At 34.5% G+C, this 26,500-nt stretch carries 24 protein-coding genes; 22 read left to right on the top strand and 2 right to left on the bottom strand.

Annotated elements, in window-relative coordinates; all coding sequences use genetic code 11:
• The first annotated feature begins 22 nt into the window (after nt 1-22).
• The 20 genes from EZ428_RS00695 to EZ428_RS00600 all read left to right on the top strand — a co-directional run bounded on the left by EZ428_RS00695 (nt 23) and on the right by EZ428_RS00600 (nt 20,388).
• A complete protein-coding gene (locus tag EZ428_RS00695) occupies nt 23-1,003 on the top strand; it encodes a deoxyhypusine synthase family protein (protein WP_131551192.1) in 981 nt (326 codons plus the stop codon).
• Nucleotides 1,004-1,307: 304 nt separating this feature from the next.
• The gene (locus EZ428_RS00690; RefSeq protein WP_131551191.1) at nt 1,308-2,600 is read left to right on the top strand and encodes a c-type cytochrome; all 1,293 of its coding nucleotides are present in this window, start codon (nt 1,308-1,310) and stop codon (nt 2,598-2,600) included.
• Nucleotides 2,601-2,647: 47 nt separating this feature from the next.
• A complete protein-coding gene (locus EZ428_RS00685; RefSeq protein WP_131551190.1) occupies nt 2,648-5,746 on the top strand; it encodes a TAT-variant-translocated molybdopterin oxidoreductase in 3,099 nt (1,032 codons plus the stop codon).
• 22 nt (nt 5,747-5,768) lie between these two features.
• Nucleotides 5,769-7,241: an NrfD/PsrC family molybdoenzyme membrane anchor subunit gene (gene nrfD, locus EZ428_RS00680; protein ID WP_131551189.1), complete on the top strand. Its 1,473-nt coding sequence runs from the start codon at nt 5,769-5,771 to the stop codon at nt 7,239-7,241.
• A gap of 2 nt (nt 7,242-7,243) precedes the next feature.
• Nucleotides 7,244-7,780 (top strand): DUF3341 domain-containing protein, encoded by a 537-nt coding sequence (locus tag EZ428_RS00675; RefSeq protein WP_131551188.1) that lies wholly within the window; start codon nt 7,244-7,246, stop codon nt 7,778-7,780.
• Nucleotides 7,773-8,360 (top strand): c-type cytochrome, encoded by a 588-nt coding sequence (locus EZ428_RS00670; protein WP_225870964.1) that lies wholly within the window; start codon nt 7,773-7,775, stop codon nt 8,358-8,360. The genes EZ428_RS00675 and EZ428_RS00670 overlap by 8 nt, the downstream gene beginning before the upstream one ends.
• Nucleotides 8,361-8,374: 14 nt before the next feature.
• Nucleotides 8,375-9,604 (top strand): quinol:cytochrome C oxidoreductase, encoded by a 1,230-nt coding sequence (locus EZ428_RS00665; RefSeq protein ID WP_131551186.1) that lies wholly within the window; start codon nt 8,375-8,377, stop codon nt 9,602-9,604.
• Nucleotides 9,605-9,665: 61 nt separating this feature from the next.
• Entirely contained in the window at nt 9,666-10,892 is a 1,227-nt protein-coding gene (locus EZ428_RS00660) for a cytochrome c oxidase subunit II (RefSeq protein WP_131551185.1), read from the top strand.
• Between the two features lie 21 nt (nt 10,893-10,913).
• A complete protein-coding gene (locus tag EZ428_RS00655) occupies nt 10,914-12,800 on the top strand; it encodes a cytochrome c oxidase subunit I (protein WP_205945579.1) in 1,887 nt (628 codons plus the stop codon).
• 96 nt (nt 12,801-12,896) lie between these two features.
• On the top strand, nt 12,897-13,961 hold the full coding sequence (locus tag EZ428_RS00650; RefSeq protein WP_131551184.1) for a COX15/CtaA family protein: 1,065 nt from the start codon (nt 12,897-12,899) through the stop codon (nt 13,959-13,961).
• 25 nt (nt 13,962-13,986) lie between these two features.
• Nucleotides 13,987-14,892 (top strand): heme o synthase, encoded by a 906-nt coding sequence (gene cyoE, locus EZ428_RS00645; RefSeq protein ID WP_131551183.1) that lies wholly within the window; start codon nt 13,987-13,989, stop codon nt 14,890-14,892.
• A gap of 10 nt (nt 14,893-14,902) precedes the next feature.
• The gene (locus EZ428_RS00640) at nt 14,903-15,481 is read left to right on the top strand and encodes a cytochrome c oxidase subunit 3 (RefSeq protein WP_131551182.1); all 579 of its coding nucleotides are present in this window, start codon (nt 14,903-14,905) and stop codon (nt 15,479-15,481) included.
• A gap of 31 nt (nt 15,482-15,512) precedes the next feature.
• Nucleotides 15,513-16,220, top strand: a complete 708-nt coding sequence (locus EZ428_RS00635) for a cytochrome c oxidase subunit 3 (RefSeq protein ID WP_131551181.1) — start codon at nt 15,513-15,515, stop codon at nt 16,218-16,220.
• A 24-nt stretch (nt 16,221-16,244) separates the two neighbouring features.
• Complete coding sequence (locus tag EZ428_RS00630; RefSeq protein ID WP_131551180.1) at nt 16,245-16,613, top strand: cytochrome C oxidase subunit IV family protein; 369 nt, start codon at nt 16,245-16,247, stop codon at nt 16,611-16,613.
• Nucleotides 16,614-16,618: 5 nt separating this feature from the next.
• Nucleotides 16,619-17,323 (top strand): SCO family protein, encoded by a 705-nt coding sequence (locus EZ428_RS00625; RefSeq protein ID WP_131551179.1) that lies wholly within the window; start codon nt 16,619-16,621, stop codon nt 17,321-17,323.
• Between the two features lie 44 nt (nt 17,324-17,367).
• Nucleotides 17,368-17,898 (top strand): DUF420 domain-containing protein, encoded by a 531-nt coding sequence (locus EZ428_RS00620; RefSeq protein WP_131551178.1) that lies wholly within the window; start codon nt 17,368-17,370, stop codon nt 17,896-17,898.
• 130 nt (nt 17,899-18,028) lie between these two features.
• Nucleotides 18,029-18,280: a hypothetical protein gene (locus EZ428_RS00615; RefSeq protein ID WP_131551177.1), complete on the top strand. Its 252-nt coding sequence runs from the start codon at nt 18,029-18,031 to the stop codon at nt 18,278-18,280.
• A gap of 18 nt (nt 18,281-18,298) precedes the next feature.
• Nucleotides 18,299-18,709 (top strand): DUF983 domain-containing protein, encoded by a 411-nt coding sequence (locus EZ428_RS00610; RefSeq protein ID WP_131551176.1) that lies wholly within the window; start codon nt 18,299-18,301, stop codon nt 18,707-18,709.
• 74 nt (nt 18,710-18,783) lie between these two features.
• A complete protein-coding gene (locus EZ428_RS00605) occupies nt 18,784-19,449 on the top strand; it encodes a DUF2461 domain-containing protein (RefSeq protein ID WP_131551175.1) in 666 nt (221 codons plus the stop codon).
• 75 nt (nt 19,450-19,524) lie between these two features.
• Nucleotides 19,525-20,388: an OmpA/MotB family protein gene (locus EZ428_RS00600; RefSeq protein WP_131551174.1), complete on the top strand. Its 864-nt coding sequence runs from the start codon at nt 19,525-19,527 to the stop codon at nt 20,386-20,388.
• Between the two features lie 69 nt (nt 20,389-20,457).
• Here EZ428_RS00600 and EZ428_RS00595 read toward each other — a convergent pair whose 3' ends face one another.
• Nucleotides 20,458-20,760 carry a DUF4286 family protein gene (locus EZ428_RS00595; protein WP_131551173.1) on the bottom strand — a complete coding sequence of 101 codons (303 nt, stop codon included), beginning with the start codon at nt 20,758-20,760 and terminating at the stop codon, nt 20,458-20,460.
• A gap of 112 nt (nt 20,761-20,872) precedes the next feature.
• On the bottom strand, nt 20,873-22,681 hold the full coding sequence (locus EZ428_RS00590) for a tetratricopeptide repeat protein (protein ID WP_131551172.1): 1,809 nt from the start codon (nt 22,679-22,681) through the stop codon (nt 20,873-20,875).
• Nucleotides 22,682-22,943: 262 nt separating this feature from the next.
• On the opposite strand from EZ428_RS00590, the gene EZ428_RS00585 reads away from it, so the two are divergent.
• Nucleotides 22,944-24,809, top strand: coding sequence for a S9 family peptidase (locus tag EZ428_RS00585; RefSeq protein WP_225870963.1), 1,866 nt, complete (start codon nt 22,944-22,946; stop codon nt 24,807-24,809).
• A 15-nt stretch (nt 24,810-24,824) separates the two neighbouring features.
• Nucleotides 24,825-26,495 (top strand): sensor histidine kinase, encoded by a 1,671-nt coding sequence (locus EZ428_RS00580; RefSeq protein ID WP_131551170.1) that lies wholly within the window; start codon nt 24,825-24,827, stop codon nt 26,493-26,495.
• Nucleotides 26,496-26,500: the final 5 nt, after the last annotated feature.

Raw genomic sequence — 26,500 nt, 5'->3', positions numbered from 1 at the left:
GCCGAACAATAAAAATATAGAAATGAGTACGACAAGAGGACCGATATCGAAATTCATGGAGACTAACTATCTTCATTTTAACGCTGCGGCTATGATGGATGCCGCTAAAGGTTATGAAACCCATTTAGATGAAGGTGGAAAAATGATGATTACCCTTGCAGGTGCTATGAGTACTGCAGAATTGGGTATTTCTTTGGCAGAAATGATTAGACAAGATAAAGTGGCTATCATTTCATGTACAGGTGCAAACTTAGAGGAAGACATCATGAACTTGGTGGCACACTCACATTATAAACGTGTTCCAAACTATCGTGATTTAAGTCCACAGGATGAATGGGATTTATTAGAGAACCATTACAACCGCGTAACCGATACTTGTATCCCTGAAGAAGAAGCATTTCGTCGTTTGCAAAAACACATCCATAAAATATGGAAAGACGCAGATACTGCAGGCGAAAGATACTTTCCACATGAGTTCATGTATAAAATGTTGTTAAGTGGCGATTTGGAGCAATATTATGAAATTGACCCTAAAAACTCATGGATGTTGGCAGCAGCTGAAAAAAATTTACCAATTGTTGTTCCAGGATGGGAAGATTCTACAATGGGAAATATCTTTGCGTCTTATGTAATGAAAAGTGAGTTAAAAGCAATCACAATGAAAAGTGGTATAGAGTATATGGGTTGGTTGGCAGATTGGTATATCGCAAACTCAGCAGGTAAAGGCATTGGCTTTTTCCAAATAGGTGGGGGTATTGCAGGTGATTTTCCAATTTGTGTTGTGCCCATGTTATATCAAGATATGGAAATGGAAAATATTCCTTTTTGGAGCTATTTCTGCCAGATATCAGATTCTACTACATCTTACGGATCTTACTCTGGTGCAGTGCCAAATGAGAAAATTACCTGGGGCAAATTAGATATTCATACACCAAAATTCATTGTAGAATCTGATGCAACAATCGTAGCTCCATTGATTTTTGCGTGGATTTTGAAAATGTAATTCGTTAGTTAATAGTTGATAGGCTATGGTTCATGGTCTATTAACTATTGGCATATTAAGTTCCAAATTTTTTTGAAAACTTAAGACTATCGAAATCAACAGTTATTTAAAAATTGTTGATTTTTTTGCGTTTAAAGCTGAAATTTCAATAATTTAGAATGATTATAAATTGTATTTCACTGTCATTAATATGTCATTGGTAACTTAATAAATTTTACTTTTGTTCAAATCTTCAAGAGCGATACCAGTCACAACATCGTCTAGATTTAAAATTTATTTCAATAAAAAGCATAAAACACTCATTATGAGGAATATCTCATTATTTTTTAAGAAAGTTTCAAAGTCCGCATTCATTTTTGCTGCTTTATCTTTTTTAATGGTAGCTGGAGCGCAAGCACAAACTGATTTAGTGGAAGGCAAGACTTTATTTAAAAGTAAATGTGCTTCTTGTCACGCATTAGATCATGATGGAACGGGCCCGGCATTAACAGAATTGGTAAAAACACTTGATGATTCGTTTTTAATCCCATGGATTAAAAATAATCAAGCTTTAATTGCTTCAGGCAATAAACAAGCGATCGAAGCGTCAAAGTTAAAGCCTTCAGAAATGACTGCTTTCCCAACTTTAACAGATGCACAAGTTTTAAACATTGTGGCTTACGTTAAAGAAGGTGAGCCAAAAGTAGCTGTAGTTCCTGGCGCAGAGGTAAAAGACGAAGGTGCTTCAGGGCTTTCTATCTTGGGTATCGTTGCAATTATCGTACTATCTATTATTGTATTGGTTGTTTTAGGCCGTGCAGTAAAAATGTTAGAACGTTTAATTCTAGAAAAACAAGGTATTGTAGTTGTTGAAGAAGAAAACGTTTCTTTAGCTGCAGGTGTTAAAGGATTGTTCAAAAACAAGAAGTTCGTATTCTTCTTCGTTTTGTGTTTGGTAATGGTACTTGGTTCGTTCGGTTGGATGGGCATGTGGGAAACAGGTGTTCACACAGGTTATCAACCAGTACAGCCAATTAAATTCTCTCACGAATTACACGCTGGTATCAATCAAATCGATTGTCAATATTGCCACACCGGTGCATTTAAGTCTAAAAACTCAACTATTCCTTCTTTAAACGTTTGTATGAACTGTCACAAAAACGTACAGGCTAGAAAAGAAGATGGTCAGATTTCTCCAGAGATCATGAAGATTTATAATGCTTTAGGTTATGATGCTGATAAACAGACATACGATAAAACTAAAGAAAAACCAATCGAGTGGGTACGTGTACACAACTTGCCAGATTTCGCCTACTTCAACCACTCTCAGCACGTAGTAGTTGGTGAAGCAGCTATCCGTAAAGAAAAAGGCCTTAACCCTAAAGATCCGGTTTGTTTTGCTTGCCATGGTCCAGTTAACACAATGGAAGAAATTTATCAGTATTCGCCATTAACAATGAAATGGTGTATCAACTGTCATAAAGACGCTGATATTTCTGGCAAAAAAGATGATGCCTTCTATACCAAAATCATTGAGGCACACGAGAAAATCAAAAAAGGAGAAAAAATCACTCCAGCAATGCTAGGTGGTTTAGAGTGTGGTAAGTGCCATTATTAATTAATAGAGTTTAGTAAGAACGTTCGATAAACAGTAATATAGCTTAAATGGAAAGCAATAAAAAATACTGGAAAGGCTTAGAGGAGTATAAAAACACTCCCGATTTTGTTGAAAACAACAAAAACGAATTTGCAGAGCCACTTCCAATAGAAGATGTTTTAAGTGAGGCAGGATTAAGTACAGTTACACCACGCCGCGACTTTTTAAAAGCCTTAGGCTTTGGGTTGGGTGCAGTAACTTTAGCTGCCTGCCAAAAAGCACCTGTAACCAAATCAATTCCTTATTTAATTAGACCAGAAGAGGTTGTTCCGGGTATTCCAAATTTCTACGTTTCGACTTTTAAAGGTCAAAGCGTATTGGTAAAAACAGTAGTTGGTCGCCCTATTAAAATTGAGGTTAATCCAAATGCAGGTGTATTTAGTACTGGTACTGATGCACAAGCACAAGCTTCAGTTTTAGATTTATATGATGTATCTAAATTAACAGATCCTTCTCTTAAGAAAGCTAAAACTAGTTGGTCTGAATTAGATACGTTTGTTAAAGGCGAATTAAATAAAGCACAAGCTTCTGGCAAAAAGATTCGTATTGTTTCTTCTAGCTTAAATAGCCCATCGGCTAAAGGAGTTGTTGCAGATTTTGCTGTTAAATATCCTACTACAAAATTAGTACAATACGATGCTGTATCTTATACAGGTATCATCAAGGCAAATGAAAATAGCTTTGGTAAAGCGGTATTGCCAAAATATAACTTCGATAAAGCAGACCTTATTGTAAGTTTCGGTGCAGATTTCTTAGGAACTTGGATTAGCGGAGAAGAATTCACTGCTCAATATGTTGCTAATAGAAATTACAAGTCACTAGAGAAAAAGAAAATGTCTCGCCACTTTCAATTTGAAGCTGGTATGAGTTTAACAGGTACCAATGCTGATACCCGTGTTCCAATTAAATTATCGGAGGAAGGACCAGCATTAATTACCTTATATAATGCGATTACAGGTGGAAGTCTAGCTGGTGGTTCATTGGGTAACAATGTAACAGCAGATAAAGCCTTAAAATTAGTTGCAAAAGAATTATTACAGAACAAAGGAAAATCATTAGTGGTTTCTGGTTCTAATGATGTATCTACCCAGATTTTAGTAAATGCCATTAACTCCGCTATTGGTAGTTATGGTACTACAATTGATTTAGATAATGCTTGCAAACGTTACGAAGGTAATGATGCAGAATTTGCTGAATTAATCAATGAGATGAATAGAGGCGAGGTTGCTGCTGTTTTCTTCTTGAATTCAAATCCAGCTTATGATGCCATCGACAATAAAGCATTTACTGATGCATTGGCTAAAGTAGCTTTAAAAGTATCTTTTGCAGATAGAGATGATGAAACTGCTGGTCTTTGTGATGTTGTTGCTATTACGCCTAACTATTTAGAATCATGGGGTGATGCAAATAGCTACGAAGGATTTTACTCAATCGTTCAGCCAACCATTAATCCTGTATTTAACTCTCGTCAAGCAGAGCAAAGCTTATTAATTTGGTCTGACGCAGCTGTTCAAGATTACTACCAATATGTACGTAACAATTGGGAGAAAAACATTTTACCAGTTGTAGGCAAAACTTGGAACGATTTATTACAAACAGGTGTATTTAGTGCTACCGCTAAAACTGCAGGTGCTTATACCTTCAGTATGTCATTAGATGCTGTTGCTTCATCAATCACTGCAAGTAGCAAAGCGTTAGTTGCAAAAGGTAATGACGGACTAGAATTACAAGTTTACGAAAGTATTCCAATGCGTGATGGTAAACATGCCAACAATGCATTCTTGCAAGAATTACCAGATCCAGTTTCAAAAGTAACTTGGGATAACTATATCGCTTTAGCTCCTAAGCAAGCAGAAAAATTAGGATATAAAGAATTTGATATCTTAACTGTTAAAGGCGAAAAAGGATACGGTATTGATCTTCCAATTTTAATTCAACCAGGTCAAGCAATGGGAACTGCTTCTATTGCCTTGGGTTATGGACGTACTAAAACTGGTAAAGCTGGTAACAACGTAGGTAAAAATGCTTTCCCTTTTGTAAGTTTCAGTAATGGCACATTAAAATATGCTACTACAGTTACCTTATCATCAACTGGCGGAAGAGAGGAATTAGCTCAAACACAAACTCACTATTCTTTTGAAGGAAGAAATATCATTCGTGAAACTACTTTAAAAGATTACTTAAAAGATCCTGCTGCAGGTTCTGGTAACCACCATAAACATAAAGTTTACGATTTGTGGACTACCGATAAATATGAGAAATTAGGTAATGACTGGGTAATGGCAATCGATTTGAATGCTTGTACTGGTTGTGGTTCTTGTATTGTTGCTTGTAACGTAGAAAATAACATTCCTGTTGTTGGTAAAGACGAGGTTCGTAGACGTAGAGAGATGCACTGGTTGCGTATTGATCGTTACTACAGCTATAACCAAGAGCCTGCTGCACATGCAGAAGCAGCTCATGGTCACGAAGAAGGATCTAATGCAGTAACTAAAGAGAAAGAAATTGCGCATTTGGAAGAAAATCAAATGAACAATGTTTCTGTAGTTCACCAACCAATGATGTGCCAACACTGTGATCACGCTCCGTGCGAAACAGTTTGTCCTGTATTGGCAACGGTACACTCATCAGATGGTTTAAACCACATGGCTTATAACCGTTGTGTAGGTACACGTTATTGCGCAAACAACTGTCCATACAAAGTTCGTCGTTTCAACTGGTTTAACTACTGGAATGATTCACGTTTCGATAACTATTTAAATAATGAGTTTACACAATTAGTATTAAATCCAGATGTTACTACTCGTTCTAGAGGGGTAATGGAAAAATGCTCTATGTGTATTCAACGTATCCAAGCTGGTAAATTAACAGCTAAAATGGAGAAACGTGCTTTAAAAGATGGAGATATCAAAATGGCTTGTCAACAAGCTTGTTCTGCTAATGCAATTATCTTTGGAGATAAAAATGATCCAAATTCAGAAGTTGCTAAAGCATTGAAGAGCGAACGTATCTACTATGTTTTAGAGGAGATCAACGTACAACCAGGTATTGGTTATATGACAAAAATTAGAAATATAGATTCAGAAACTAAAGAAGTACACGCGTAAGCAGTACTTAGCAATATAAATTATGTCAGGACATAACGAATCAATTTTAAGAGAACCATTAATTACTGGTAAAAACATCACGTACGCACAAATGACGGATGAAATTTTACTACCAGTAGAAAACAAGCCGAACAGGGCTTGGTGGATTGGCTTTATCGTCGCACTTTGTGGCGCTACACTTTGGGTGGTTGCCGTTAGTTATACCTTCTGGTTCGGTATCGGAGCATGGGGATTAAATAAAACAGTAGGTTGGGCTTGGGATATCACCGGTTTCGTATGGTGGGTAGGTATTGGTCACGCAGGAACACTAATCTCTGCAGTACTATTACTCTTCCGTCAGAATTGGCGAAATTCCATTAACCGTTCAGCAGAGGCGATGACCATTTTCGCTGTTATCTGTGCCGCAACTTACGTAGTATCTCACATGGGTAGACCATGGTTGGCTTATTGGGTATTACCATTGCCAAACCAATTTGGTTCACTTTGGGTTAACTTTAACTCTCCATTGGTATGGGATATGTTTGCAATCTCTACTTACTTCTCAGTATCATTATTATTCTGGTACACAGGTTTATTACCAGATATTGCAACAATTAGAGATAGAGCTGCAGGTGTACGTAAAAAAGTTTATACTATTCTTTCTTTCGGATGGAATGGTAACGTTAAAACTTGGCAACGTTTTGAAGCGGTATCATTAATCTTAGCAGGTATTTCAACTCCACTTGTACTTTCAGTACACACTATCGTATCAATGGACTTTGCAACCTCGGTAATTCCGGGATGGCATACGACCATTTTCCCTCCATATTTTGTGGCTGGTGCAATTTTCTCAGGCTTTGCCATGGTATTAACCTTATTATTAGTTGTACGTAAAGTATTAGGTCTAGAGAACTACATTACCATGTTCCATATCGAATCGATGAATAAGATCATCATCCTAACCGGTTCAATTGTAGGGGTAGCTTATTTAACAGAGTTCTTTATCGCTTGGTATTCTGGTTCAGAATATGAGCAATATGCTTTCATTAACCGTTCTACAGGGCCATTCTGGTGGGCATATTGGATGATGATGACATGTAACGTGATCTCTCCACAGCTGTTATGGTTCAAAAAGATTCGTACTAATATTGCAGCTACCTGGATTTTATCAATTGTAGTAAACATAGGTATGTGGTTCGAGCGTTTCGTAATTATCGTAACTTCATTACACCGTGATTATTTACCATCAAGTTGGACAGATTTTACACCAACTTGGGTTGATGTGAGTGTATTTGTTGGCTCAATTGGTGTATTCTTTACTTTGTTCTTGTTATTCTTAAGAGTATTACCATCTATCGCAATTGCAGAGGTAAAGTTATTATTGAAGAGTGCAAGTGAGCAAGCTAAGAAAGAATTGATTGAAGAAGGACACTTAGATAAGGAACAAGTTGCAGACTATGTAGGGTCTTTAGAAAAGTTTGATAGTGTTAACCTAGAAGATTACGCAAAAAAATAACAATGAGTAATATCAAATATATTTTAGGCAGTTTTGGTGATCCTGACGAGATGATGCATGGCATCGATAAGTTACAGGAGAACAACATCAAAATACATGATGTATATACGCCTATGCCTATTCACGGCATCGAAGCAAAATTGGGAGTTAAAAGATCTAGATTAGATATCGCAGCATTCTTTTTCGGAATTACCGGAACAATAACAATGTTAAGCTGTGTGTTTTTAGCAACAACGGTAGACTGGCCAATTAACATTGGTGGTAAAACCCACTTTGCATTACCAGATTTTATTCCAATTACTTTTGAGTTAACTATTCTATTTTGTGCTTTTGGCCTTGTAGGATCGTACTACGCTTCAACCCACTTGTTTCCGGGAAGGGCACCAAGAGTTATGGATTTGCGTGCAACAAACGATCGTTTTATCATCGCTATCGATGCTAAGGAAAATGCAGAACACGCAAAAATTGACGAACTATTAAAAGGCGCAGGTGCTTTGGAAGTAAAGCATAATGAAAGGAAGTATATCAGCTATGAATAAGAAATATATAGTTTACGCTACATTAATCGTACTTGTTTCTGTTGTTATGCTCTCGGCATGCAGCGATAAAAGAAGTACTGGTTTAGAGTATGCAAGAAATATGTATGATCCGATTGCTTATAATCAAGATCAACCAAACAAAAACTTTGCAAACGGAGCTACAGCTCAAACTCCACCAGCTAACACCGATCCAATTGGTTTTGTGAAATATGAACTGGCTAATACTAAAGAAGGTTATGAAGCTTCAGCAGCGTTAGTTAATCCGCTACCATTAACAGAACAAAATCTATTAGAAGGTAAACACTTCTATACCGTGTTCTGTTCGCCATGTCATGGAGAAAAAGGTGATGGACAAGGTCATATCGTGAAATTGGATAAAGGTATATCTGGAGTTCCATCTTACCACGCTGCTGATGCGGTTTCATCTCGTGGCGGTGCAATGAACACTATGCCAGCTGGAAAAGTCTATCATACTATTATGTATGGTTTAAATGCAATGGGATCTCATGCTTCACAACTAACGCCAACTGAAAGATGGAAAGTGGTGATGTATGTTCAACAATTACAAAAAATAAAATAAGAAAAGCAAATTAAATGGGAACTCATCATTATAATTTAAGTGAACAATTTGAGTTTACAGGAAAGGTAAAAGCCTTAAGCATTATCGGTATCCTTGTGGGTATTGGTGCTATTGCTTATGGTTTTATGGGAGATGAAGTAAGTCACGAACGTACTTTTGCCAACCTGTTACTTATGGCATATTATTTTGCCTGTGTATGTATGTCTGGAGCTTTCTTCTTAGCTGTTCAATTCGTTGCACAAGCAGGATGGTCTGCCTCAATTCTTCGCGTACCTCAAGCAATGGCTAAGACTTTGCCAATTGCTGTAATCATTTTATTGGTTGTTGTAGGCTTAGGCTTGTACACTCATAACTTGTATCATCACTGGAATGCACCTGGATTAACTGATCCTAGTTCTCCAGATTATGATAAGTTAATCGATGGTAAATCAGCATTCTTAAATGTACCTTTCTTTATGGGAAGACAAGTTGTTTTCTTAGGTGCATATAGCTTATTTGCTTATTTCGTTACTAAATGGTCTTACAACGAAGACTTAAATGGAGGTTTATCTTCATATCAAAAGAGTTTTAAGTATTCATGTATTTTCTTAGTAATCTACGGTTTTACTACTCCGATATTTGCTTTCGATACCATCATGTCGTTAGAGGCTCACTGGTTCTCAACTATGTTTGGTTGGTATAACTTCGCCGCAATGTGGGTAAGTAGTTTAGCTACAATAGCGGTAATCATTATCTTGTTAAGAAAAGCAGGTTACATGAGCTGGGTTAACAATAGCCACTTACATAATTTAGGTCAGTTTATCTTTGGTTTCTCTATTTTCTGGACTTATGTATGGTTTGCTCAATTCTTATTGATTTACTATGCAAATATGTCTGAAGAGACAGTATATTTCTACAAACGTTTCAATAACTACGAAGCTTGGTTCTATATCAATTTAATCATGAACTTTTTATCACCATTGTTATTGTTAATGGATCGTGACAATAAGAGAAGTGAGAATGTTTTATTGACAGTATGTATTGTGGTTCTATGTGGTCACTGGGTAGATTATTACCAAATGATTATGCCAGGTGTATTTGAATTTGGAACTAAAGATGGTGCTGGTTTCGGCATCATTGAAATCGGGACAGCATTAGGATTTGTAGGTTTGTTTACGTTTACTGTATTAACTGCTTTAAGCAAAAAACCATTAATTGCTAAGAATCATCCGTTTTTACAAGAAAGTTTAAACCACCATTTGTAATAGATAGGTTTAAGATTATATAATTTAATATTAAAAAAGTACAACGTACTAATTTAAGAAAATGAGTTTAAAAAAATTAATAGGTAATAAAACAATGGCGGCTTTAGCAGTATTAATTACTGTATTTGCAAATACCAGTGCTTTCGCTCAAGAAGCAGCCGCTGCCGCTACGGCTAAACCAGTAGATATGGGACCGATATATAAATCGACCTTATTCTATATATTGCTGTTCTTGTTGTTATGTTTATTCATTGCAATAGTTGGAAAGGCATTAAGAGTTTATGAATTAACGCAAGAAACGCAAGGCAAACAATCAATTAACTGGGATAAAGTTAACGGGATCATTTTCGCTATATTCTTAGTAGTTGGTTTGTATGGTGTGTACTGGGAATATACGGTTCATGGCGAAATGCTTTTGCCTGAGGCAGCATCAGAACACGGTAAGAAAATTGACCAAATGTTTAACATTACGTTGATTATTACCACTATTGTATTTATTTTAACTCACATTGTATTATTTGCTTTTGCTTATTTCTACAAAAGCAGCAACAATAGAAAAGCTTATTACTATCCTCATAATAACGCATTAGAGCGTGTTTGGACAATTATTCCGGCTTTAGTATTAACAGTATTGGTATTAATGGGTTTCTTAACTTGGAGATCAATATTCTATAAAATTGAAGATCCAAATAACAAACCTTTAAGTATTGAAGTAACTTCATCTCAATTCCAGTGGGATATTCGTTACCCAGGTGCTGATGGAGTAGTAGGTAAAAAGAACTATAAAAAAATAACAGCTATAAACGCATTAGGTATCGATTTTACTGACAAAAACAGTTTAGATGATCAAATTGGTGATGAGATTGTTTTACCAGTAAATAAACCAGTGCGTTTTATTTTAACAAGTAAAGATGTATTACACAGTTTCTATATGCCTCACTTTAGAGTGCAGTTAAATACTGTTCCTGGTATGACTTCTTATTTCGAATTCACACCAACCATTACTACAGAACAAATGAAGGTTAAAACTAATGATCCTAGTTTTAAATATTTATTGCTTTGTGCTAAAATTTGTGGAGCAAACCACTATAACATGCAGAAACCTGTAAGAGTAGTTACTCAAGCAGAGTATGATGCTTGGGTTGTAAAACAAACCCCTTACTTAACAAATGATTTAAGAAAAGCATTTAATCTTCCTGTAATTGCTGAACCAGTTGCAGCACCAGCAAAAGCTGATACAACTGCAAAGGATACTGTAAAAACAAATCAAATCGCTTTAAAAAAATAATAATACTGGAGAGCCCTTATTATGTCAACTATATCACTACAAGATACACACCACCACGATAGTCACGATGATCACGGTCATCACCATGAAACGTTCTTAACTAAATACGTATTTAGTCAGGATCACAAAATGATTGCTAAGCAGTTTTTAATAACTGGTATCATAATGGCAGTTATTGCAATGGGATTATCTATATTATTTAGACTTCAATTGGCTTGGCCAGATAAAAGTTTTCCTCTTTTAGAAACATTTTTAGGTAAATGGGCTGAAGGCGGCAGAATTAAGCCAGACTTTTATTTAGCATTAGTAACCATTCACGGTACCATCATGGTATTCTTTGTATTAACAGCAGGGTTAAGTGGTACTTTTAGTAACTTATTAATTCCATTACAGCTAGGTGCTAGAGATATGGCTTCACCTTTCTTGAATATGCTTTCTTACTGGTTCTTCTTCAGTGCTTGTGTAATCATGATGGGTTCATTCTTTATACAAACTGGCCCGGCAAGTGCTGGTTGGACAATCTACCCACCACTATCGGCAGTCCCTACTGCAATTCCAGGTTCTGGAATGGGTATGACCTTATGGTTAATTAGTATGGTATTATTTGTGGCATCATCATTAATGGGTGGTATCAACTACGTTACTACTGTATTAAACATGCGTACTAAAGGTATGGATCTTTGGAAAATGCCTTTAACAATCTGGGCATTCTTCTTAACAGCAATCTTAGGTATATTATCTTTCCCAGTATTAGTTGCTGGTGTTGTATTGTTGATCTTTGACCGTAGTTTTGGTACAAGTTTCTACTTATCAGATATCGTAATGGGTACTCAAGTACTTCCAAACGAGGGCGGTTCGCCAATTTTATGGCAACACTTATTCTGGTTCTTAGGTCACCCAGAGGTATATATCGTAATTATGCCAGCTTTAGGTATTTCATCAGAGATTATCTCGGTAAACTCTAGAAAACCAATCTTTGGTTACCATGCAATGATTTATTCATTAATTGGTATTACAACATTATCATTCATCGTTTGGGGTCACCACATGTTTGTAACAGGTATGAATCCTTTACTTGGTGGTGTATTTATGATTACAACATTAATTATTGCAGTTCCTTCGGCAGTTAAGACATTTAACTATTTAGCTACTTTATGGAGAGGTAATATCAGATTTACGCCAGCAATGTTATTTGCTATTGGTTTAGTTTCATTCTTTATCTCAGGTGGTTTAACTGGTATTTTCTTAGGTAACGCTGCATTAGATATTAACTTACACGATACATACTTTGTAGTTGCCCACTTCCACTTGGTAATGGGTTCAGCAGCGATTTTTGGTATGCTTGCAGGTGTTTATCATTGGTTCCCTAAAATGTTTGGAAAAATGATGAATGCCAAATTGGGTTATTTGCACTTTTGGTTAACGTTTATCTGTGCATACTTGGTATTCTTCCCGCTACACTTTTTAGGTTTAGATGGTGTGCCTCGTCGTTACTATGCATTTACAGAGTTCGAATTCATGAACAAATGGTTAACAGTTAACGTATTTGTAACTTGGGCTGCAATTGTTGCTGCTTTAGCGCAAGTTGCTTTCTTGTTCAATTTCTTCTACTCTATATTTAAAGGTAAAAAAGCACCTCAAAATCCTTGGGAAGCTAATACATTAGAGTGGACTACACCGGTAGAGCATCTACATGGTAACTGGCCGGGGGAAATCCCTACAGTATATCGTTGGCCATATGATTATAGCAAGCCTGGTGCTGAACATGACTTCATTCCGCAAACAGTTCCTTTCTCTCAAACAATGAGCTCTAATTTGCCTCATGATTTTGAAGGAAATGCTGAAGCAGAAAAGGTTCAAAAAGATTGGGAAGCTGTTAACAAGCCAACTCAAGAAGAAGCAGAATAAACAAGTTTAGCTTGTTTATAATATAGAATAAGGTATCTGCTGAAGTTAAAAATAGCTTGCAACAGATACCTTGTTTTTTTAAATCCATCACACCCAATGATTGCTAAATCTGAAAATAGATTTATAAGATTAAACTTCATTACTATTATTGTAACACTACTGGTTATTTTGGCTGGTGGTATAGTTCGCAGTACTGGTTCTGGAATGGGATGTCCCGATTGGCCTAAATGTTTTGATCAGTATATACCTCCTACTTCTGTAAAAGATTTACCTGCCGATTATAAAGAGAAATATGTTGCGGGTAGAATTAAAAAGAACGAAAAGTTTGCTAAATACTTAGAAAGCATGGGTAAACCCGAGTTAGCAAAAAGCATTAGGCACGATCAAAGTATAATTGTGCCTGAGGAATTTAATTCAGCTAAAAGCTGGACTGAATATGCAAACAGGTTAGTGGGGGCAATTTTGGGTATATTTTTAATATTGGTAGCGATTTACTCTTTTGTTTATAAAAAGACAGCTAAGCGAATTATAGTATTAAGTATACTGAATATTTTAATTATAGGTTATCAGGGATGGTTAGGTTCGATAGTTGTTTCTACTAATTTAACTCAATGGGTGGTAACGGTACATATGTTATTAGCCCTAGTTATTTTAGGAATATTGATATACACTTACAATTATGCTAAGCAACTGCATAAGGAAAGAAGCGTGATCATGTATCGCATATTATGGCTAAAAGGATTTTTGGCTTTTACTATTATAATTACAATAGCACAGATTGTATTAGGAACAGAAGTTAGGGAAAGTATAGATACAATAGCGAAATCTTTAAATTTTGGAGATAGAAATACTTGGGTTGCCAAGGTGGGTTTTGTTTTTTCATGGCACAGAGATTTAGCCATATTGGTAGCAGTTTGTAATTTTATAGTTTATAAAATGGTTATCGATAGATTTAGTGGTAAAGCTTGGCCTTTAATGACGGCGAATTACATCATGGTTATTTTAATCATACAAATAGCTACCGGATTTATACTTTCTTATCTTTCATTACCACCTTACGCACAAGCTATACATATTTTATTTGCAACAATATTGTTTAGCCTACAATATTATTTATACCTATTAGTTTACCGTACGGCAACTTACAAACCTTCCCGATAGCTATCGGGATTAACCAATTAAAAAATTGAAACAGTTTTTTTCAGACTTCTCGAAATTGATCAAATTCAGACTAACATTTTTAGTTGTGTTTTCCGCTTCAGTTACTTTTTTAATTGGATCTAAAATACAGATTGACAGGGGGATTGCTGCAGGGATTAATTGGGACAATTGGTTGATATTAATTGTTGGTGGTTTTTTAGTAACCGGTGCAGCTAACTGTTTTAACGAAATCATTGAGGTAGATTTAGATAAATTGATGACCAGAACTAAAGACCGTCCGATGCCAGCTGGTAGAATGACGACGGGTCAGGGTTTGGTTTTGGGATTAATCATGGGTATTGCGGGTACTTGGTTACTAGGCAAGCTTAATTTAGAAACAGGGTTAATTTCTGTATTTTCTATTCTACTGTATGCTTTTGCATATACGCCATTAAAGCAAAAATCGCCAATTTCGGTGTTTGTTGGAGCAATTCCAGGCGCATTGCCTCCACTTATCGGTTACATTGCTGCCATTGGTGGGCAATCTGAAATTGGTTACGTACCAGTAGATTATCAAATCGCCATTATTCTATTTTTGATACAATTTGTTTGGCAATTCCCTCATTTTTGGTCTATTGCTTGGGTATTAGATGACGACTATAAAAAAGCAGGGTTTAGGTTATTGCCTACTAAAAAAAGAGATAAAACAAGTGCTGTATTTACATTTATCAGTACACTGATTTTAATACCAGTGAGTTTACTACCAACATTTTTGGGCTTTGGCGGATTTTATATAGCTGGAGTTTCAATTATAGCTGGAATTGCATTTAGTTATTTTGCTTACCAAATGATGGTAAAGATGGATTTGCCAAGTGCTAGAAAAGTGATGTTTTGTTCTTTCTTTTACATCCCTTTAGTACAATTGGTTTTATTATTTGATTTAATCGTTTAACAATATTTAAATGGAGTTTGCTTTGCAACAACAAGAGATAAAATTTGATGCCAAACCCAAAAAGTTTGTGGTTTGGTTATTTGTGGTTTCCTCTACTATTATGTTTGGTGGGTGGACAAGTTATTATATCGTATTTTCTGCATCTAAGGGTAAAGGGCATGGTTTAGTATTACCAGATGCCTTTATTTACAGTACAGTAGTTTTAGTCGCAAGCAGTATAGCACTTTACTTAGCATCAAGGGCACTTAGAAATGGAAATAAGGCTAATCAACAGTTGTTTTTATGGATTACCTTAGCCTTAGGTTTAGGTTTTGGCTTTTTACAGTTTCAGGCTTGGACAAGTTTATATCAAAGTGGGGCATTTTTAATTAATAATAATGCGGCTATTTCCTTGATATATATTGTTTCAGGATTTCACTTATTACACATATTTGCAGGGATTTGCTTTATATTAAATAGCTTGGTAGGTTCATACAAGAACATTCCAACAGAGAAAGCGGTTTATCGTCAAGAAATTACTTCAATTTTTTGGCATTTTATAGATATATTATGGATATATCTGTATGTTTTTTTACTTTTGAACAGTTAGATTTTTTAACAAACTATTATACTATTACTAAATGGATTCATTATCGAAATTAGACCAAGTTAAAACTACTCCATGGGCAGGCGGACGTTCGCCATGGTCGGTAGAATATGGTAAAATAATGATGTGGTTTTTCTTATTATCAGATGCCTTCACATTCTCATCATTATTGGTTTATTATGGTGCACAACGTTTCACTAAATTTACTTGGCCATCGCCAGATTTGGTTTTTCAATCTATACCGGGCATAGCAGATCACGGGTACCCTTTGGTTTTTGTGGGTATCATGACCTTCATTTTGATCATGAGTTCTGTAACTATGGTTTTGGCGGTAGAAGCTGGACACAGAAGAGCTAAAAAAGAAGTAATTTGGTGGATGGTGGCTACCATTATTGGTGGTTTCATGTTCTTAGGCTGTCAGGCAATAGAATGGACGCATTTACATCATGAAGGTTTTTGGTGGGGATCAATTCCCACGGCTAAAGAATTAACTCATTTCTTTACAGGACCTGTTTCTACAGTTGCAGCACAACAATTTGCAAATCTATTCTTTACCATTACAGGTTTTCACGGTTTTCACGTATTTAGTGGTGTAGTTATCAATATCATCATTTTATGTATGACTATTAATGGAACATTTGAAAAACGTGGTCATTATTTGATGGTAGAAAAAGTTGGTTTATACTGGCACTTTGTAGATTTAGTTTGGGTGTTTGTATTTACATTCTTCTATTTAGTTTAATTATAATTCATTTAAAATATTATCATGTCAGAACATAACGTACATACAACAGAAGATCATGGTCATGGTGACCAGGAGGGAATGACTAAAGGGAGAATCTGGAAAGTATTTTTTATCCTATTATTTATTACTGTTATCGAGTTTATCATCGCATTATGGATTAAACCTGCTGGTTACTTTGGAGACCATGCGATTTTAATTGGTAACACACTTTATATCGCTTTAACCCTGTTGAAAGCTTTTTATATTGTGGCTTATTTCATGCACTTAAAATTTGAGAAACTTGGATTGCAATTGGCATTGTCCGTTTCTTTTATATTTATTATTTATTTCATTGTTTTAATGCTAATTGAAGGCGGTTACATACATGACCATATGCCTCAAGTGCTATAAGCTTGATGAAATATAATCCAATAAAAAAAATATTAATCCTGGTAACCATTTTAGCGGTACCGGGATTTTTATATTATTTACTACAAGAAAAGGGGAAAAATAGGTACAAACCATTAGCTATTTATGGCCCAAAAAAAGTAGCATCAACTTTTCATACAGTTAGGGGTAAGCAAATTCCAGATACCGTTTATCATGTTGTTGAAGATTTCAAATTAGTAAACCAAAAGGCTGATACTTTAACGTGGGAAAACTATAAAGGAAAGATAGTATTGCTTAACCTATTTTACACTAATGGCCCTGGTGGGATTAATTTTGCAAATAAAGCGATGTCGACGTTTGCTAATGTGTATGAAAAAAACACCATGATTCATTTTATAGGATTAAGTATAGATCCGGAACATGATAAGCCTGCAATCCTAGGTGAATACGCAAAAAATATCTCCGCAAATGCTGGAAAATGGGATTTATTAACTGGAGACAGTATTCAAGTAAATAAACTTATCAAAAATGGGTTGTTATTAGATGCACTTAAGGTGATTGAAAATGGCAAGGCCAAATTTACTTTCAGTAATATGTTTGTGTTATTAGATTCGCAACATAGGATAAGAGGTTATTATGAAGCAACAAATCAAGAAGCATTATCAAAATTAGATGATGAAGTCAAGGTATTGGTTGCTGAAGAATTAAGAAACATAAAAGACGGACGATAGTCAAAAGTCAAATAAAGTTTGGCTAAACAAGTTAAGATATTAATATGAACACCCCAATCGAACAAAAATATAATAAATGGATTATTTTATTGTCTATAGCAATACCTGTTGCTGTAGCTGTACTTTTTTTCGTTAAAATACCAAATGCCCAACCACTACACTTTTTGCCACCTATTTATGCAACAATAAATGGGATTACCGCAATACTTTTAGTAACTGCAGTTTTAGCAATTAAAAGTGGCAAGATTCAATTACATCAAAATTTAATGAAATTGGCTATTGTTTGTTCGTTGTTGTTCTTATTAATGTATATCGCTTATCACATGACAACCCCGTCTACAAAATTTGGCGGAGAAGGAACAATAAAATATGTTTATTATTTTATCTTATTAACCCACATACTTTTATCAATAGCAACAATCCCATTTGTTTTGGTAACGTATGTAAGGGCTTTGGCTCAAAGATTTGATAAACATAAAAAGATTGCTAAAATCACTTTCCCATTATGGTTATACGTAGCTGTTACTGGTGTTGTTGTTTACCTAATGATTGCTCCATATTATACTCTTAGCTGAAACATTAAAATATAACTAGCAAAAAGGAAGTCTAGCAGATTAGGTAAATTTATACAGATCCCTTGTCCATACTGATTTTATGACATAAATTTTAAAACTCACCCTAGAATTTATCATTACCTTTGTATCAATGTTTAAGAAAATTACTTGCATCTTATTTATTCTTGTGGCCACCACAATTATTATACCTGAGGTAAAGGCACAATGCTCTATGTGTACCATTAGCGCCGAACAAGGGACTAAAAATGGGAATACACAAGGTAAAGGTTTAAACTCCGGTATTATTTACCTGTTGGCAATTCCTTATATCTTAATTGCAGGGATTGGTGTGTTATGGTACAAGAACTACCGTAAAAAAGTTACTTCTACCTCTAGTAATTAATCCTTTTATTTTTCTGTTATGGGCAACGACTTAAAAAAGACAAGTAAGTTTTATGCCATCATTAAAGGTAAATGTCCTCAATGTAGAAGAGGGGATATTTTTACTGGGAATATTTACGGTTTTAATATTCAACGTACCAATTATAGTTGTTCGCACTGCAACCAAAGGTTTGAGATAGAACCAGGTTATTTCTATGCGGCTATGTACGTAAGCTATGCCATGAATATGATAGAAATGATTTCAATGGGATTTGCCACTTATTATTTGTCTGGTGGTAGGCTTGATTTTGATTCGCTGTGGTTGTATGTTGGTGTAATTTTTTTAGGTTCACTTTTGTTATCGCCCTTAAATTATCGATATTCACGTATCATATTATTGCATTGGTTATCTCCTAAAATAAAGTATAATCCAATCTTTGATAAACCATAGTTAGTTTGCAGTTATTAGTTTACAATTGTAGACAACACAATTAAACAGTTTAAACAATTAACCAATTGAACTTAATGTTAAACAGAAAAACTTTCGATTTCCTTAATGCAGTTACGGAAAACAATAATCGTGAATGGTTTGCAGAAAATAAACATTTATACGAAGAAGCGAAGGAAGATTTGTTTCCTTTTATAGCAAAGCTGATTAAAGAATTGGCAGCGATAGACCCAGCCTATTCTGCAAGTACTGAGCCTAAAAAAGCATTGATGCGTATTTATAGGGATGTTCGTTTTAGTAAGAATAAAGATCCTTACAAAAAGAATTATGGAATTGCATTTGATGTAAAAGGATATGGGCCACGTACGCCTAGTTACTATTTGCACTTACAACCAGATAATTGTTTTTTTGGAGTAGGATTTTGGCAACCAGAAGCGCCAGTTTTGAAAAGCATTAGAGAAGAAATTGATTATGGTGCCTCAGAATTTTTGGAGATAATTAATGCAAAAGATTTCAAGAGTATTTATAAATTAAGTGAAGAAGATAAATTGAAAAAGGCGCCAAAAGGTTATGATGTTGATCACCCACAAATTGATTTGTTGAAACTAAAAAGCTTTATTGCCATTTATAAAATTAAGGATGAAGAATTTTTTAAACCAGAAATCGTTAATAAGTTAATAACTGCTTTTAAAACTATTCAACCTTTTGTTCTATTTTTGAGAAAAGCTACTGATATTGGTTAACTGAATGATAGTGTGAACTTAACAATTAACCGAGTGACCAAATAACCGATTAACCTTAACAAACTCAACTACTAAATGAAGAATGCTTTTTTTGCCCTAGCCCTATTTTTAATCACTTCAACAATTACTTCTTGTGTAATTCTATCTCCTAAAAAATATAAAGCCTTATTGGCGAAACAAGACTCTTTAAATTCAACCTTAACTGAAGCTCAATTAAATGGAGAAAGCTTAGAGCAACGCATTACTCGTCTAAGGAAGGATACATCCGACTTAAACAGCCAATTGAATGATTTAAGAACCCAGCATAATGAAATGGAGGCTAATTATGCAAAATTGCGCAATAACAGCTCTGCAGAGATCAATAAGCTTTCTGGAAACTTAAATAAGCTATCTGATGATTTGAAAAAACGCGAACAACGTTTAAAAGAAGTAGAGGAGATTCTTCGTAAGAGAGATGAGGCAACAAACCAACTTAAGGCTAAGTTACAAGAAGCATTATTAGGCTTTACTAAAAATGGATTAACGGTTGAGATTAAAAATGGTAAAGTATATGTTTCATTAACAGATAAATTGTTGTTTCCATCGGGGAGTATCATTATAGATGAGAAAGGAAAACAAGCCTTAACACAATTGGCTACAGTATTGAAACAACAACCAGAAATTAATATTGCAGTTGAAGGGCACACGGACTCTCAGAAGATAAATAACTTAGGGCAGATTAAAGATAATTGGGATTTAAGTGTGCTTCGTTCTACCTCAGTAGTTCGCTTTTTAACAGAAGAACAAAAGGTAGAAAGTGTAAGAATGACAGCGACAGGTAAAGGGCAGTATCAACCTCTAAATCCTAATACATCTGCAGAGAACCGTAGTAAAAACCGTAGAATTGAAATTGTACTTTCACCTAAATTGGATGAGCTGTACGATTTGATTAAACAATAAATTTGATTTTAGACTTTAGAGTTACGATTGACGATTTGGCTGTACGTAATTCTAAAATTATAGATTTCTTTATCCAACAAACTCCATTAAAGTACGGAAGGCAACGTGCCTATTCTCGAACTTGCTTTGTAAATCTGCTTGTAATGTTGGAGCATAATTTAATTGATAATCATCATACTCGGTTAAGTTTTCTGCTACATACTGTATGCAATAAGTTACTCCTTCGTTAGGAGAATCTAAAACTTTTAACAAGCGATTGGAAACAAACTTTCCAGTTGCCATTACTTCTGGGATATGGATTTCTTGCATCCATTGCAACCACTCTTCTGCAGCTGCGTCTTCTATAATTACAGTAACGTTGTATAATAACATAGGGCAAAGATAAAATATTTTGGTTAGATGTTAAGGAGTGGAGTTGTTAAGTTGATGATCATCTCGACGCCTAACCGCCTAACCGCCTCACCAACTAAACCCTCTAAACTTTTTAAGTGCCTACATTATCACCTCGTATGTTTCTGAAACGTTTTCTGGCTTCGGCATTGAACATACTGCCGGGATAATCGTTCATCAATTGTTGGAAGAGTTTTTTTGCTTCTTCGGGATTATTTAATTTCTTCTCATATAAATCTGCCAAAATAAATAAGGCATCATCTGTCCAAATGCTATCGTGATGATTAGCAATAATTTCTTTGAGCATGGTTTCTGCTTTTGGTACATCACTTGTTTTGATAAATATTTTAGCCTTAGCCATCAAAATATCATCAGCTAGGCTATTATTCGGATAAGCAATATTAATACTGTCGAGTTTAATTAAGGATTGATCGGGCTTATTCATGAACTGCAGCATTTCTGCATCAGCATACATTTTTAGTGCAAGGCTATCATTTTTGCTTTGTAAATTATCGTTTATTAAAAGACTTAAATTTAAAGCATCATTGGCAATTAGTTGTGATGTTGATGCCTTTAAAACATCGGCTTGAGATTTGGCGTAATTAAAATCGCCTACGTAAAAGAAAATTCTAGCTGAGCGAAATTTAGCTTCATTACCTAATGGTTGATTTTCGAATTGCTTAGAAACTTGTTCATACGCTAAAATAGCTTCCCAGGGCTGTTTTGTTAAAACATAAATATCACCTAAATCCATTTTTATTTGAGCTACATCACTTTGTGAGATGCCTGAAGTTTGTAAGGCACTTTCTAAGGTTAATTCTGCCTTTTTTAAATCGTTAAGGTAGTAAGCCTGTAGATTTGCTAGCTTCCTTAGCGCAACTAATCCTTGTCCGTTTCTTCCATACTTTGCCAGAACTTCCAAGTATTCATCAGCAAGGGCTTGAATAGCTACTTTCTCGTATTTGCCAGATATGGCCAATTCATATTTGGCGTTAATTAAGGCAACTTTGGCGGCAAGATAGAGTTCATTTTCTTCGCCTTTGGTTAAAATGTATTCGTAAGCTTTAATAGCAGTTGCGTAAGCCTTGTTTGAAACGAAAGTATATGCTGTGTTAAACAATAAATTACCATCACCTTTGGTGCGTTTATCTTGAGCAATTAACTGACGTAATGCCATTTCATATTGCTGCTGCTGAATATATTGCCAGGTTAATAATTCAGTATAAATCTCGGTTTGTGGGTCTTTTTGAATTTTCTTTAACAATGCATTTTGCAATAATTGATAATCTGCATTGTCTTCAAATACCGAAGCTAAGACTCCTTGAGCTTGAGGTAATAATTGAGGTGTGCTTGCTAATACATTAATATATTCTTGTATGAGCATCTGTTTGTCTTTTTTAAAACGATAAATGCTTAAAAGCTCAAATTGGAACATCTGCTCATCGCCAAAAATCTTTCTTCCTTGTAAAAAGGCAGAAATAGCCATGTCGTAAGCCTCGAATCTGTAAAATGCATTCGCCATTTCCCTAAATTTGTTTTCGTCTTTAGGCGTGTTATTAATGGCTTCTTGAAATATTTTGTTAGCATCCGCAGTGCGACCATTTTCTTGATAAACCCTGCCTAATGCAATTGCATATTGAGATTTTTGAGGATATTGTTTAATTAGTTTTTTAAGAATTGATTCTGCTTCAGTATATTTTTTAACCTTAATAAGAGATGAGAAGTATAAATCAAAATAGCTGTCGTTTTTAGTTTTATTGAATAATTTCTCTAATAGAACGGCAGCTTTTTCAAACTCTCCCTGTTGGTAATATTGATAGGCTAATGCCTCATCCATATTGTCTTGAGCTCTCAAAAGGATGAATGAAAAACCAAAAAATATAATTAAAAATAATTTTTTCATTAGAAACGAATGATTTACCAATGCTTTAAATTTAATGATTTACAATAGCATTTAAACGTTTTTATTAAAATAACGAAAATTGTTAATGCGTATTCTAAATGTTACTTATAAAATTATTTGAATAAAAGCAATGTTGCTACATTGAACCCACAACACTATTTTGTTATAAGTAACAATATTAATAATTACTGCTATTGGCAAGTAGGGTTGTGTATTTTTGTACGGTACTATAACTATGACGATTACTAAGAAATTTCTATTTATGATGCTGAGCGCATTCCTTTTTGCCTGTAACAGGGAAGAAAAGGTTGCGGTTATTCCTGTTAATGATTTTTTTAAGTCGCAAGATAAGGCTACCTATCGCATATCGCCGGATGGCAAAAGCATTTCTTATTTGAAATTGGAAAATAAGAAACAAAACCTTTTTGTTGAGGATATTGCTACTGGGAAAATAGTACAATTGACCCATCTAAAAGAGAAAAACATTAGCTTCTACTCTTGGGTAAGTAACAATGAATTAATTTATTACAAGGAAAAAGCAGGAGAGAAATTTCAATCTGATTTATTTATTATTGATAAACAGGGAGCAAATGAGAGGCAGTTAAATTCCAATGCAAAAAGCAGGATTAGGGTTTTAGAGGATCAATTGATAGACGATAAATTTTTATTGATTCTTTCTAATCAGCGAGACTCTACTGTATCTGATGTTTATCGCTTAAATGTAAGGGATGGAAATATGTCAATGGCTGCTCAAAATCCGGGTAATATTACCAATTGGATGACCGATTCAAAAGGTAAATTAAGGATGGCGGTTTCAAGCGATGGTGTAAATCAAACTTTGTGGTATCGTGAGAATGAATTCCAAAAATTTAAGGCCATACTTACAATTAACTTTAGAACAACATTAATGCCTGTCGCATTTGCTGAGGACAAACCCAACATTATTTATGCAATATCTGATGTTAACAGGGATAAAAGTGCTTTGGTAGAATTAGATTGTATTACAGGCAAGGAGAAGAGTATACTTTTTGGCAATGATACTTTGAATGTCGTTGATGCTCAATACTCAAGACAAAAGGGGAAAATAGCCTATGTAGTTTGCGAAACTTGGAAAAAAGAGAAACACTATTTAGATAATGAGGCCAAGTTACTTTATCAAAAAATAGATGAATTGTTGCCACAAACAGAGTCGAGAATTTTAGATAGAGATAAAAACGAAAATGTATTTGTAATTAGAACGTTTACTGACCGAAATCCAGGATCATACTATTTATATATTGCAAGTACAGGGAAGATAAAAAAGCTGAGTGATATTAATTCTTCAATTAAAGAAGAGCAAATGTGCGAAATGAAACCTATTAGTTATTCTACTAGAGATGGAATGAAGATTAATGGATATCTCACCTTGCCTTTAAATAAGGATGCTAAGAATTTGCCAGTTGTTGTTATGCCACATAACGGCCCTGGGCTGCGAAATACTTGGGGCTACAATGCAGAAGTGCAGTTTTTGGCAAATAGAGGTTATGCTGTTTTGCAAATTAACTATAGAGGCTCTGCCGGTTATGGAAAGAATTTTTATGCAGCTGGCTTTAAACAATGGGGTGGCAAAATACAAGATGATATTGATGATGGGGTGAAATGGTTAATCAGTGAAAAAATTGCCAACCCTCAAAAAATTGCTATCTATGGAAATGGTTTTGGTGGATTTATTGCCTTAAATAGCGCTATACAAAGTCCGAAATTATACAAATGTGCAGCTTCAAATTCTGGGGTGCTTAATTTATTAAGTTACATTAAATCTATACCTCCATTTTTAAAATCTAATTTACAGATGTATTATGATATAGTTGGTAACCCTGATACTGAGTTTGACTATATGAGACAAGCATCGCCAGTTTTTCATGCAGATAAGATTAACATCCCTATCTTTATTACACAGAATGTTAAAGACCCAAGAATTAACTCAAATGATGCGATACAATTTGTTAAGGAATTAAAAAAACGCAATATTAACGTAACCTATCTTGAAAAAGATGATGCTTTTTTCTCGGCTAATAGAGAAGAAAGTAGGCAGAAGGTTTATACCGCTTTAGAGCAATTCTTGGAAAGTAATTTGAAAAAGAAATAACCTTTTAAAATTAAAATGGTTTCAGAAAAAGATAGTGGTTATCGCAAGAATTTTACGTTGATAGTAATTTTTATAGGCTTAATCTCTATCATTTTTGTGCTTTCGCTTTTTTTAGCCTACAACTTCAGCAAAAAGAATATTGAAAACGATTTTGTTTCAGCAAAAGCTAATGTTTTGGAGGAAAGTATTAAGCCTTATAATGACTTCTTTTTAAATAAATTACCAGAAATTTCTTACTATAACGGGTTTTTAGATTCTGCAACTGCATCAAAATTTACGGATACAATTTTACTCCAATACTCATTTGTTGAAAAGGTTGTTTTTTACGATGCTCAAGTAAAAAACCTTAAATACGAGGAAAGTGGAATAAGTTATGGAGATTGTTCAATTGGTACAAAAAGTGTATTTCAATTTGCAAGATCTTTACCTAAAGATTCTATTAAATTATTTGGAGAAAACGACGTAATTAATAATGCAGATATTGATGATTTTAATAAACTCTCATTAAAATTAATTACCTACGTTCAAAAATTAGACACTGCAAAAATTCCAACTCAAGAACAACTATTTAGCAATTTTACGAATATTAGGTCTAACCGTATTGATTATTTCAATATTCCCAATTTTGAAGATTTAAAGGTTTACAAGAAGATGATTGCCGGAAAACTAGCTTCTGATCCAGTTTATCAGCAAGATATGCTTTCTTTTGAATTGGACCCAAGTAAGTTAAAGATAAAAAATACCAGGCCGCTGCTTTATGAAAAAATAAGCGTTGTACCTGTTACCTATGACCCATTAGATACATCTTCCGATTACATAACTGGAGAAATTACATTAGGAGGCCCATTTTCAGATTATAAGCTTTATTTTATCTCTGCTAAATCATTTGTAAAAAAGGAGATTTTTAGTTATTTCTTGCCAATTGCAGCATTGTTGTTGTTGTTTTATGGCGTATTGGTTTTGGTTGCTTTTCTAATTTACCGAAATTTAAATATTAACCATAAGATGTTTAAGTTGCAGTATGATTTTGTAACCAATTTAACGCATGAATTTAAAACACCGGTAAGTGTTATCAAAATTGCAGGGAATAATATCAAAAGTTCATCGGGTTTGTCTGAACGCGAACAAAAGATGTACGGTAGAATTTTAGATGAAGAGGCCGATAAGCTTAACGGTTTAATGAATAAACTATTGGCATTTACACAGATAGAGAATAAAGCTATTACTTTAAACCAGGATGAGATTAATATAGTTGATTTTATAGAAAGTACAATAGAGGTTCATACCTTAAAACATCCAGATTTTGATATTAGTTATGAAACTTCTGGTTTTACAACCTTTATTACAGATCCAGTTTTGCTAGGTAGCCTTTTTGATAATTTAGCAGAAAATGCCTACAAATATTCGCCTCCAAAACAAAAGAAGTTACACATTACAGCTCGAATGATAAAAGATAGGGTTGTGTTGAGATTTAAGGATACAGGTATTGGTATTCCATCATCAGAAATAAATAATATCTTTAAAAAGTTTTATCGCATTCAAAACCGATATAATCAAAATGGAAGTGTTGGTTTAGGTTTGGCTTTCTGTAAAGAACTCGTTAATTTTATGGATGGGGAAATCTCTGTAAAGAGCGTTGTAGATAAAGGAACAGAATTTAAAATTGTACTACCCTATAATAATTGAAATGT

The sequence above is a fragment of the Pedobacter frigiditerrae genome (assembly GCF_004331645.1).
GTDB lineage: Bacteria > Bacteroidota > Bacteroidia > Sphingobacteriales > Sphingobacteriaceae > Pedobacter > Pedobacter frigiditerrae.
Note: the sequence above shows the minus strand (reverse complement) of the source record. Positions and strands in the feature narration are given on the sequence as shown.